General features: G+C 44.0%; 10 protein-coding genes. 9 read left to right on the top strand and 1 reads right to left on the bottom strand.

Annotated features, from left to right (window positions below; all coding sequences use genetic code 11):
• Window positions 1-175: 175 nt before the first annotated feature.
• Window positions 176-1,699, bottom strand: a complete 1,524-nt coding sequence (gene xrtA / locus EBA_RS07755) for an exosortase A (RefSeq protein ID WP_192374113.1) — start codon at window positions 1,697-1,699, stop codon at window positions 176-178.
• Window positions 1,700-1,958: 259 nt separating this feature from the next.
• Here xrtA and EBA_RS07750 point away from each other — a divergent pair, with 259 nt between their 5' ends.
• From EBA_RS07750 to EBA_RS07710, 9 genes are all read left to right on the top strand, one after another.
• On the top strand, window positions 1,959-3,197 hold the full coding sequence (locus EBA_RS07750; RefSeq protein ID WP_192374112.1) for a hypothetical protein: 1,239 nt from the start codon (window positions 1,959-1,961) through the stop codon (window positions 3,195-3,197).
• 36 nt (window positions 3,198-3,233) lie between these two features.
• Window positions 3,234-4,187, top strand: coding sequence for a glycosyltransferase family 2 protein (locus tag EBA_RS07745; RefSeq protein ID WP_192374111.1), 954 nt, complete (start codon window positions 3,234-3,236; stop codon window positions 4,185-4,187).
• A 56-nt stretch (window positions 4,188-4,243) separates the two neighbouring features.
• Entirely contained in the window at window positions 4,244-5,494 is a 1,251-nt protein-coding gene (locus tag EBA_RS07740) for a glycosyltransferase family 4 protein (protein WP_192374110.1), read from the top strand.
• A 13-nt stretch (window positions 5,495-5,507) separates the two neighbouring features.
• Window positions 5,508-6,101, top strand: coding sequence for a tetratricopeptide repeat protein (locus EBA_RS07735; protein ID WP_192374109.1), 594 nt, complete (start codon window positions 5,508-5,510; stop codon window positions 6,099-6,101).
• 60 nt (window positions 6,102-6,161) lie between these two features.
• Complete coding sequence (locus tag EBA_RS07730) at window positions 6,162-6,980, top strand: ABC transporter permease (RefSeq protein WP_192374108.1); 819 nt, start codon at window positions 6,162-6,164, stop codon at window positions 6,978-6,980.
• Window positions 6,970-8,295 carry an ABC transporter ATP-binding protein gene (locus EBA_RS07725; protein WP_225616015.1) on the top strand — a complete coding sequence of 442 codons (1,326 nt, stop codon included), beginning with the start codon at window positions 6,970-6,972 and terminating at the stop codon, window positions 8,293-8,295. The genes EBA_RS07730 and EBA_RS07725 overlap by 11 nt, the downstream gene beginning before the upstream one ends.
• Window positions 8,296-8,308: 13 nt before the next feature.
• Window positions 8,309-10,048 carry a methyltransferase domain-containing protein gene (locus EBA_RS07720; protein WP_192374107.1) on the top strand — a complete coding sequence of 580 codons (1,740 nt, stop codon included), beginning with the start codon at window positions 8,309-8,311 and terminating at the stop codon, window positions 10,046-10,048.
• A 38-nt stretch (window positions 10,049-10,086) separates the two neighbouring features.
• A complete protein-coding gene (locus EBA_RS07715) occupies window positions 10,087-11,418 on the top strand; it encodes a glycosyltransferase (protein WP_192374106.1) in 1,332 nt (443 codons plus the stop codon).
• Window positions 11,419-11,549: 131 nt separating this feature from the next.
• A complete protein-coding gene (locus EBA_RS07710; protein WP_192374105.1) occupies window positions 11,550-12,599 on the top strand; it encodes a glycosyltransferase in 1,050 nt (349 codons plus the stop codon).
• Window positions 12,600-12,601: the final 2 nt, after the last annotated feature.

Raw genomic sequence — 12,601 nt, 5'->3', positions numbered from 1 at the left:
CGATAACTGTTGAGGTCAAGCCTTGGTTTGAGCGGCTTAAGCGGGTCATTTGCGCTATGGCTTTCATCAGATTGACTCAATACATTGCCCCCCGTTTAATTAAAGCTTAACCGTTCGCCCTGAGACTGTCGAAGGGCAGCCCCGCTCGACTTGAATTTATCGCAACGCGTCTGAATTAATTACAACACGCCACGGCGAGCTGTTTCAATTTTTGCCGGGCCAAACCGTAATCGCCATTTGGCGTATCAGTAAACAACACCACAAGCAATTCCGGGGATGCATCGCCCGACAAACGTTTAAGCAATTGCCACCATTTAGCCTGATAGGCATTGGCGGTATTTTTGTCACCAACCCGATACCAACGTTCCACCAACAGGCTCCGTTGCGTACTGTTCAATACCAGTTCTTCGATGCCTCCGATTTTATCATCCGCCCACTGCATGGGAATCATATCGTCATGCAGTATTCGCCATACCGGATGTTTTTGCGGCACCAGATAATTTTGCGAGTTGACCAATTCACCACCTTGGGTTTCATCGCCGAAATTGGCAAAATACATACCGACTACCGATTGACCGTCGCTTAGATAAACTTTGGCATCCGCCACCACGCCTTTAAAACTGGGTTCCCAACCCCAATCCGGCCCTACAACCGACTGCCAATTAGGCATAGCAGGTCGACTAAATCGCGCAGGCACTTCTATATGTGCTGCTTGCAGTGCCGATAACCTTTGCAAGGCAATTGGCCAAATTGAAACGCATAAAGCTGTTACGGTTAGCGCGGACCAGTAATGCCTATAACTCGTCGCTGAACCCCCAGCGGTACCATCCAGTGGCGATTCAAGGACGGAAGAGGCCGGCCCACCTGCATCTTTATCGTGCCAAAAAGAGCCGAAATAAAACAAGGCAAACATGACAAGCCCAAAAAACACCCAGCCGTAAACGATATGATCAACGCCCGCAGCAAGTTTCATATTGCTGAAATGCCCTATCATCACGATCAAATATGCACGCAAACCGTTTGCTAGAATCGGGATGAAAAACGAGAGCGCAATGAAGATAGTACGCTTCTTATAGCTGCTGTAATTGAGATAAGCGTATACCGACCCTAGCGTTAGCGACGAGATCAAATAACGTAAGCCGCTGCATCCTTCTACTACCGACCAGTTACCCGATGTTAGAGTGAAGAACAACCCTTCCCGATAAACACTCATTCCCGATAGCCTGATCAAGGTAACGACAAAAGTGGCGGTATATTCCATTAATGGAGGAATAAATGCTTCCCCAAATGGCACCATCAAAAATAAGAATGCCATCGGAAACAACATTTGCGCGATGACATGGCCGCCAAGCACCGCCCAAAAACCACCGACCAAAACCCCAACTACGGCCCATTGCTGGATCACCGCCACATGCACCAAATCGGCAATTAACCAACCAAATCCGCTGGCGACAATAAACAGCAAACCCAATTTACTAAAAGCCGGCTGTAAATCTCGATAGTGATCCCGACGTAACCAAATCAACCATAGACTGACCGGGGCCACTAAAAAACCATGCGTGAAAGTTTCCGACCGCGACCAAATGGCTACAATTGAATCCCATGTCTCAAAAAAAACAGCTACCGAAACCAATGTAACCAATCCGACACCCAGTAGCGGTTTACGCCAATGCTCTGGCAGTCCTAACGCTTTTAACATTCTATTTCCTCTGCTATTTAGAGTCTTATGCAGGTATCCCAGCATGAACACCCGTGTAGTCTGTATGCTGTTGAGCCTAGACTCATTCCAAATTTTAGCGAATTGTAATTTCCCGCGGCTATCATTAGTTCGCTGAAAGATCGACGGCGTTTAAAATTTGCCGATTGGTTTTAAGCTACTTCGCTAATCTCTGCTACGATGAAAGCTCAGTGCGTTGGTCGATACGATAATCAAGCTTTTTAATTATTAAACAAAATCTATGGTAGTTCTGTTTTTTTTAGGTTTCTGGCTGACGTGCATAGCCGCGTTATGGCTATGGAAGAAATCCTTATTTATCGCCACGTGGCGTGAACCGTATTTTGCCGATACACCGGTTTTAATCGAAAGCGACGATTGGGGGCCCGGCGGCGACTTTCACGCAGAACGCTTAAAGCAACTGCTCGGCATGCTATCCCAACATAAAGATTCGGTGAATCGCTCCGCAATACTGACCGCCGATATGGTCTTAGCCGTACCCGATGTTGCGAAAATCGACGCCACGGGCCAATACCACAGACGCATGCTGGACAAAGACTTCCCAACTATTTATGCAGCCCTGCAGCTAGGCATACAGCAAGACACCTTGGTGCCGCAACTGCATGGCATGGAACATCTAAACGGCAAGGCTTTTGCTGAATTATGCCAACAACAAGACCCGCGTCTCTCCACAGCCCGTTCAAGTATCGATTGGTGGGACTGGGAGAAACTAGATTCGCCTCTGCAAGGCCATTATGTAGACGGCCGTCATTTACCTACCCAAGCAATCAGCGCTGAAGACGCCCAATCATTAGTCGCAAACGCGATGAACTACTTCACCGGCATGTTCGGTTATCCCAGCCTCAGCACCGTCGCTCCATGCTATCTATGGAACGATGACATCGAGCAAAGTTGGCAACAGCAAAATATCATTGCCATTCAAACCGCCGGCTACCGTTGTACCGGGCGTGATCAAACCGGTCATTATTTTCAGGACCCGCCTCTAATTCGGGTAGGAAATACCAATCGTTTCGAACAGACCTATCTGGTTCGCAACGTAATGTACGAGCCAGTCGACGGCAAAAACACCCCGAATAGCGCGTTTGCCGAAGCCGAAATAGCGTATCGCCAAGCCCTGCCTGTCAGTATTTCCACGCACCGTTACAATTACACGCGCTCGGCGGAAGAATGCCAACAGGCTATAGCCGGGCTCGATCAGCTTTTAACGCAAATTAGCGTAGACTTGCCCAATATCCGCTTCTTGGCATCCCCCGAACTTGGTGAGTTTTTGCAACACCAAACCGACAATATCCGTAATCGTTTCAACCAGCGCCTATGGCCGACACTAAAACTAGCCCGTATCTACCGTAAAATCGGCGCCTTTCTATATCGGCTATACTATCGGCATAAAAAATTAGCACTGATCGGTTATTTCACGGGTTTATTTATTCCAGCCTGGCTAATTTGCAAAACCAGTTCATAAAATCTCTAAAGTATTGAAAACTTTACTCAGCCACACATGAAAATCAGCGCCGTCATCCCTGCGTATAACAGTGCGAAATTTATTCGCGCCGCCATCAGCAGCATTCAGGCTCAAACCAGTAAAGTAGACGAAATTATTGTGGTGGACGATGGTTCAATGGACGACACTGAACAGATCGTTAAGGATATTTCCCATGCCATCATTTATCACAAACAACTCAATCAAGGCCCCTCCGCTGCTCGTAATAAAGGCATAGAACTAGCAAGTGGCGACTGGATTGCATTCCTGGACGCCGACGATCAATGGACACCGGATAAAATCGCCAAGCAGATCCAAACACTGCAAGCCCATCCGGAACTCCACCTGATTGCGGGAGACATGACCGAAATTGACAACGACGACCTGCTGATAACAAACTCTGTATTAGCCAAACATCAGATGTTGGCAAGCTTCCAGCATCTAGCCGGCAAACCGGTTCCGAACGCCCTCGCGGCGTTGGTAATGAAAAATTTTATACCTACGGGCACGGTTTTGGTGAAACGCCATACGCTGATTGAGACAGGGATGTTCAATGCTGAAATTCGCTTCGGCGAGGATTTGGAATTATGGGCAAAAATTGCCGCGTGCCACCCGATTACCTGTCTTCCCGACATTTTGATGTTGCGCCGCCAGCACGGCAATAATGCCACCCAAGCCAGCGAGGCCATGCTAATCAATTTGACCAAAGTCATGGACTCGATTTGTGACTTTGCCGCGCCTCAGTTGATTAATCAAGGCGTATCACCAGATAATCTAGTGGCTGAGGCACAATGGACGCTCGGCTACTGGTACTTTAATGGCGGTGACAATGCCAAAGCCAGACAGGCTTTTAGCAAAAGCTTATCGCAGAAATTTAAGCTCGGCACCCTACTCTATTTTATCTCCAGTAGCTTGCCAGCCCCGTTGATCGATACACTACGCGTCATCAAACAAAAATTCGCAAAACCCTGAGTATATGAGAATATTCATTAATGTTTTCTCCGATGATATCGCCAATTTCTGATTCCATGCCAACCAATAACACCCCAAAAAGAATTGTGTACGTGGAAAACGGCATTGGTTATGGCGGTGCCATTATTTGCCTAAGGCATCTGGTTAAAAATCTTGATCGTGATCGTTTCCTCCCACTGGTGGTAACGGGACGCAACGGTCCGCAATACCAAGAAATCGCCGATGAAGCTTTATGGGAGCATATCCCAGATCGCCATATCGACATCGTGGCATGGCGGGCAAAAACCGAATCCATACATTGGTTAACAAAGGTGCCACTGCTACGGTTTTGCCTCAATCAACTGATAGCCAGAAGCGATGACTTATTTAATTTTTTACCTTTTTTTCTTCACTTACTTTGGAGCACATGGCGGTTCAAAGCCGATCTGATCCATGCCAATAACGAGCCGCTTTGTAACAGAGCAGCGCTATTAGTTGCCAAGATTCTGCGCATCCCCAGCATTTGCCATGTCCGCGGCAACCCTGATGGACCTCACTCAGCACGCTGGGCTTACTCCTTGCCCAATCATTTCATCTCGGTCTCGCATTGGGTTGCCAACAGCATGCGCGAAAGACTAACAATACCGGATGAAAAAATTAGCGTGGTATATGACGGCATCGCTCTGAACAATCTAAACTTACTAGCAGATGGTCATGCATTCAGACAAAAATTCAACATTACTGATGACGCATTTGCTGTCGGCTTAGTCGGATTGCTGATTCCTTGGAAAGGTCAGGAGTTATTTATTGATGCCGCTAAAAGTCTAAAAGATAAAATACCGAAACTAAAAATGATTATTATCGGTGGCACTCCAGATGATTGTGTGGCATATGGAGAAATGCTTAGGCAGCGAGTGATCAAAGAAGAACTAACGAACACTATAATATTTACTGGCCATATTGCAGAAATGGAACCACTTTATAATGGGCTAAATATTGTCATATCAGCTTCGACAAGCCCAGAACCCTTGGGAACTGTTGTCATAGAGGCAATGGCCATGGGACGGCCATTAATTGGCCCTGATCACGGCGGTGCAGCTGAAATGCTAAATCATGAAGAAACAGGCATATTGTTTCGAGCCAAGGACGCCGAAGACTTGTCAGCATCGATTCTTAAACTTTATCAAAACGCAAATTTTGCCACACAACTGGGCAAAAAAGCACAAATAAAAGCTTTCGAAGTATTTTCGATACATACTCATACTCAAAAAATCCAAGATATTTATAATAGATTATTTGCTTTTTCAAAAAATATTATTGATATTTGAATTAAATACTGCCATGAAAAAACTCCTATCAAATACTATAAAAGTTTTTATATTAATAAGTTATTTTATGCTAATTCCAAAAGCTAAAGCAGATTTCCCAGCAACCGATTTAGATTACCTAGGCCTACCAACGTATTGTAAGGAAATGCATCAAAAAGGTAATCAAGGCACGGCACGAGCTTTACAGTGGGAAAAACGACTAGCAGGCAATGGAGGAATTCATCATTATTGTGCAGGTCTCTTTACATACAACATAGCATGGAAGATTAGCAATAAAGACGAACGAATCTATAAACTAAAACAAGCCGCCGGAGAAATGAGCTATCCGCTTGAACATGGCATAGCTCCTAATTTTGTACTACTGCCCAAAATGTATTATGACATAGCTAAAGCTCTTGAAGGAGCGGAAGACTATAAAAGCGCTATAGAATTGTACAAAAAAAGCATTGAAATCAATCCAAAGATTTGGCTCAGTTACGCTGCCTTAAGTGATCTGCAGGTCAAACTAAATCGACCAAAAGAAGCAATAGACACCTTGCAAAAAGGCCTTGAAAAAAAACCCGACTCCAAGCCACTTTTAAAACGTTTGGCAAAATTAAAAAAATAGAACTTAAATACAAAATACTGTAAAAACAGCCTGAATAAACCTTACACCTAGAAGCAGAGCATGATTGGAATCGTAAAGAATGTATATATTTATCGGGAATTAATTGGGGCGCTGACTTGGAAAAATATCGTTATCCGTTACAAGCAGGCTTATCTCGGTATTTTATGGGCAGTGTTAAAGCCAATAATGCTGATGCTAGTATTTACTCTAGTCAAAAGTTTTGTTGGTATTGAAACTGGCGACCTTCCTTATCCGCTGATTACTTTTGCCGCCTTAATCCCTTGGGTGTTCTTTCAGGAGTCGGTTTCGGAAGGCGTGAATAGCGTCACGTCCAACGCCGCGCTGATCAAAAAAATCTATTTTCCTCGTGAAGTGTTTCCATTAACGGCTATGGTGACTAAAACAGTTGAGTTACTGATCAGCTTTGTCATACTCGCAGCCATGATGGCGTATTACCAAATCGTTCCCAGTGTTTATGCATTATGGATACCGGCATTTATCCTTTACACCATGATTGTTGCGTTAACCATAAGTTTTTTCGGCGCGGCCATGAATGTTTATTACCGGGATGTCGGGCAAGCAATACCTATCGCACTATCCTTATTGATGTACGGTTCTCCTGTAATCTACCCTTTAAGTTTGGTACAAAAAAAACTACTGGAAGAACAAGCAGCTGGCGAATGGTCTGACAAACTTTATACCCTTTATACCCTCAACCCATTGGTAGGGATTATTGACGGTTTTCAAAACGTTTTACTCAAAGCCAGCGAGCCTGATTTGCATGCTCTTTATCCAGGCTTAATCTTGACACTGATGATACTGCCATTTAGCTACTGGTTCTTCAAACGGGCCGAGAGCTGGTTTGCGGATGTCATCTAACGCTATCACTTTCAATCATCCAGCGATTAATCAAACAGTATTTTTTATCTATATGGCCATTATAGAAGTCAACCACCTCACCAAAGAATATCATCTAGGCAGCCTGACCAGTCTGAAAGAAACCGCACTAAACACGCTGAGACGGCTAAGTTTTCAATCTATAAAAGAACGTGAAAGATTTAAAGCACTGAATGATGTCAATTTTCATATTGAGGAAGGTGAAGTCGTCGGCATCATAGGTCATAACGGGGCTGGAAAAAGCACACTACTCAAACACTTGGCCAATATAAGCAAGCCTACGAAAGGAGAAGTCATTGTTCGAGGTAGTGTGGCCCCCTTAATTGAAGTTGGCGCCGGCGTAAACCCAGAACTGACTGGGCGAGAAAACATTTTTTTAAATGGCGCTATCTTAGGTATCCCTAAAAGGATCATTCAACAAAAGCTCGACGAGATCATAGACTTTTCAGAGCTTGAACAATTTATAGATACCCCGGTTAAGCGATACAGTTCAGGCATGACTGTTAAGCTTGGATTTTCCATAGCGACCAGCATGGATGCGGATATTTTGATTATCGACGAGGTATTAGCAGTAGGCGACTTAGCTTTTCAGCGTAAATGTTTTGATCGTATGGAGGATATGATTAATCGTCAGGGAAGAACCGTATTGCTTGTTTCCCATAATATCCGACAAGTAGAGCGTATATGTTCTCGTACAATACTTCTGGACCACGGCAAAATTATTATTGATGGCTCACCAAAAGATGTCTGCAATGCTTTTTATGAACTCAGCGATAAACAAATTCATGAGGCAAAAATATCCTCAAAACAAGCTCGTATAGAGACTAGTGGCGACATCGAATTAGACTCAATAGAAATACTAGACATTAACGAACAACCAATTTCGAGTATCAAGTATCTCCAAGATATAGAGTTTAAAATAACATACCGAATAAATAAAACCCTACCAGAGCCCATATTTGGCGTAGGAGTTCATACTACTGATTTTTTCTATTTAACGACAAGCCAAAGCCTTGACCAACTTCAATTAGGAAAATTAGTTCCTGGAAAATATATATTAAGTTATAAGGTTAGTAGCTTCCCATTTTTGCCCGGGATTTATTCCTTAAGATTAGGCGTAGCACTTGCCGGCTCATACCAACCTGTATTTTATAGTGAAAATACTTTGCCCTTACAGGTTGTCGCGAACGATATCAATCGTGCGATTCTATCTCCCCAAGACGAGGGATTTATTGCTCTAAGTGGTCAGTGGGACTTGACTCCTCATGACCAGAATACCCTAAACTTTCAAACATGATATTGGTTAAATTATGCCTTTCCAAAACACTCTTTCCGAAATAAAAGAAAATAAATTGATGCTAGATAAGGCAACATGCAGTTCTTTAGAATCAAATTTGGAGAATTACTACCTACATGCCCGCCCGGAGGTACTTGAATTGGTACCTATCTCTGCGCGCAGAGTTCTCGATGTCGGGTGCGGTGCAGGAGGATTTAGCGCTACATTAAAATCACGACAGAGTGTAGAAATACACGGAGTCGAACTTTCCCCCCGAGCGGCTGAAACTGCTAAATTGCATCTTGATCACGTTTGGAACTACTCGATTGAAGACGCCCTTCATGAAATTCCAGAAGAGTATTATGACTGTATCGTCATCGCAGACATACTTGAACACCTCGTTGACCCAGGGACGGTTTTAGCCAGTCTCAAGCGCAAATTAGCTCAAGATGGAAAAATAGTTGCTAGTATCCCCAACATTCAAAACTGGGGTATAGTTTCTGAGCTTATTCAAGGTCGTTGGGACTACTGTAATGAGGGTATTCTCGATCGCACACACCTCAGGTTTTTTACCAGAAAAAGTGTTGAAGAACTTTTTTGGTCTGCAGGTTTTAATATCAACAAAATCTCTAGGACCATCCATGGCCCCCTGCCTCCTCGCAGACTTACTAAGGTTTTAGAAGCGGAAGGGCTATCGTATGAAGCACTTGAACAGGATGGACAAACCTTTCAATTCCTTGTCGAGGCGAAAAGAGCAAAAAATCTTGTTGCAACCCCAAAAGTCGCAGTGATCATACTAAACTGGAATGGCAAAGACGACACAATTGAATGCCTCAATTCGGTTAAAGAAATCGATTATTTAAACTACAATATTTTAGTTGTTGATAACGGTTCAAACGATGATTCGCTGACATCGATTAAAAAACTGTTCCCAGATGTTATTTTAATCGAAACTGGACATAACAAAGGCTATGCGGGTGGCAATAATGCTGGTATTAGGCACGCTCTCGAAATTGGAGCAGAATATATTATATTATTGAACAATGATACGATTGTGGATAAACTAGTAATAAAATCGTTTATTGAGGCGAGTGCAATTATAGATAATCCAAGCATTATGGGGGGTAAAATATACTATTATTCGCATCCAGATAGACTTTGGTACGCTGGTGCTCGTTGGCTACCTAGTAAACTTGATTTTGAACATATAGGATTAGGTCAAAAAGACGATCCTGCTTTCGACCGATTCTCTAGGGTAGACTATGTTACTGGTTGTTTGATGTTTATTCCTGCCGAAATATTTCACCAAGTCGGCCTATTAGACGAAGATTTTTTTCTTACTTACGAAGAAACTGATTGGTGCTATAGGGCCAAAAAGCTTGGATACGAAAGCTACTATATACCGGCCGCAAAGATATGGCATAAGGTATCAGTGTCTTTCGGCGGCCCAGAATCCCCGATATTCGAATATTTTATGGCCAGAAACCGTCTACTCTGGGCTAGGAAGCATCTTAGCCTATTTTCACGAATAAAGTTATATCGCGAATACTTCTGGATCGTAAAATCCCGCATGATACCTAGTTTTGTAGTTGCAGATGCATCTGTGCCTTTTCTGAAACGCTATGTTTGGTCTCTGGCGAGTTGGTTAAACGCATCCAAGCGATATTACCAAATCCCTGCTAATCAAGCCATACTTAGAGGCATTTTTGATTATTTGTTCGGCCGTTTTGGCAATTGCCCGGACAGTATAAGATCATTACCCAGATCTAGTTGAGTTAACAATTCCAGACTATTAACCCTGATAATATTTAAATGCCATCACGCAGGAATAATTCTTTCGGCATCAATCTAATCGGTTATGTCAGTAGCAATGTCAGTCTTGGCATTACCGCCAGGCACTTTATTAAACTGTTTTTGAATAAAGGCATACCGGTTTCGGTGTTCGACATCGATTATAAGCGCGCCCCCAATGCCCGAGCTGGAGAATATGACGCTCTCGCAGTCACATCAGCTGCTGATTTACCCTATTCGATCAATCTATTTTTTTTATCGATGGGACAATTACCGGATTTTTTTCTGAACCCGCCAGCTGGCTTATTTGACTCGGCAAAGTTGAATGCGGGTTTGATCTGGTGTGAGGAGACCGTACTACCTAAGCGATATTGCGAAGCGCTGCGTTTGTTCGATGTTGTGTTAGCCGGCTCCCATTTTGTTCGCCACGTGTTCGATACTAATCTTTCCGACGTTTTGACACTGGATTGCATCCATCCTTTATTTTTGCCATCTGGGATAGTGGCCAACCGCTCTTATTTCGGTCTACCAAGCGACCGACTTTTATTTGTATCCAGCTTTGATCCTCATCACGACCCCGCCCGGAAAAACCCTTTTGGCGCCGTGGATGCCTTTCTGACCGCGTTTCCCGCCCCCACTGACTCCGACGATTTACCTCACTTAGTCGTCAAACTGAACAACGCGGAAATCAGGAGTAACGATTGCGATCCTATGGCGTTGGTTGAACAGTTAAAAGCCCGTTGCGCTGGAAACCCACGTGTGCATTTCATCGCTAAATCGCTTTCTTACTCTGACGTGTTAAGCTTGTACGACAGTTGCGATGTTTTTGTCTCCATGCACCGCGCCGAGGGCTTGGGGCTTGGACCATTAGAATGTATGGCACTAGGTAAGCCGGTCATCGCAACGGCTTGGTCGGGTAATATGTCGTTCATGAAGCATACCAACTCCTGCCTGGTAGGATATGATCTGGTACCTTACACAGGCATGGCCGCCAAAGGCCCAGATCAATTGGGTAGGAAAGCACGATGGGCGGAACCTCACATCGACGAAGCGGCCGACTGGATGAAACAATTGGCTATAGATTCAGATTTGAGAACACGGATTGGTTCACAAGCAATGCTGGATGCAAAAGCCTATCACCAATCCTCAGAACGCCTGGACTTTATCGACGAATTTAAAGCGCTTCTTGCGGAAAAGAGTTTTTTGACGCGCCGAAGTTGTACTAAGACAGCCGACCTTACCGAGCTCCGCCAAGCACGACGGGCGTTCAACTATTTCGGCTGGGCAGGCGCAAAGCGACGGGTTGATGATTTGTTGAACAGACATGTCTATTGGCGTTTTAATAAAAACTAATAACTATTAAAAGCCTTGGTACTGACTTAGTTTAGAAAAAACTAACCTAGAATACTCTTCGTATCCTACTGTGTTTGCTAAAAAACAGTATCGCCAACGACTAATACGTTTGTTCTTATTGAGAACCTTGAATGACAATTTATTATCTTTGCCCAGAGATTAAAACCCCAGTTGGTGGCATTCGCGTTATTTATCAGCATGTCGACCTGCTGAACCGAAATGGAATCCCTGCTTATGTTGTACATAAAAACAAGGGGTTTAGAGTCGATTGGTTTGAAAATACTACACCGATTGTGTATTGCCGCGATACATTACTAGATCGCTACTTGGCAAAATTTAAACGTCGATCAGACCCAAACCGGGCAATCGAATTAGCTATTAGCGGCGGTAATAGTAGCGTAATAGGTACCGAGGATATTTTGGTCGTGCCGGAAATGTACGGTCCAGATTTAGCAGCAGCATATGGCCGCGGCATCAAAAAAATCATTTTAAACCAAAACTGCTATATGACTTTCGATGGGTATTCTTTCATCAAAGATCGCCTGATATCGCCGTATCGAAGTCCGGATATATTGGCAACTCTAGTCAATTCGTTTGACGGGGAAGACTATCTCCATCATGCGTTTCCGAATATGCCACTCTACCGTTTTAGGTTATCTATCGATCCGCAACGTTTCCCGTTTCAAGCCCAGAAAAAAAAGCAGTTGTGTTTTTCGCGTATAAAAAACCAGCGGGACGCCATGCAAGTCATCAATATCCTTAAATTTAGGGGCACGCTGGACGACTTTGAAATTGTACCTTTCATCAATCTCCCACAAAGCGAAGTAGCCCGTATCTATCAAGAATCCTTATTGTTTCTTAGTTTTGGATACCCTGAAGGATTTGGCCTACCAGCTGCGGAGGCTATGGCGTCAGGTTGCGTGGTAATTGGTTTTCATGGCGGCGGCGGCCGAGAGTTTTTTAAACCTGAGTTTTCTTATCCAATAGAACAAGGCGACATTGTTGGATTTGCCAAGACTGTTGAGTCCGTGATAAAGGCCTATCATGCCGATCCACAATCTATTTTGGAAAAAGGCCAATTAGCGGCCGAATTTATCCGCGAAAACTACTCGCCGGAATTGGAAGAACAAGAAATCATTTCCGCTTGGCGTTCAATACTCGAAACATTTAAACCTAGCTAACA

The sequence above is a fragment of the Methylomonas albis genome (genome assembly GCF_014850955.1).
Taxonomy (GTDB): domain Bacteria; phylum Pseudomonadota; class Gammaproteobacteria; order Methylococcales; family Methylomonadaceae; genus Methylomonas; species Methylomonas albis.
Note: the sequence above shows the minus strand (reverse complement) of the source record. Positions and strands in the feature narration are given on the sequence as shown.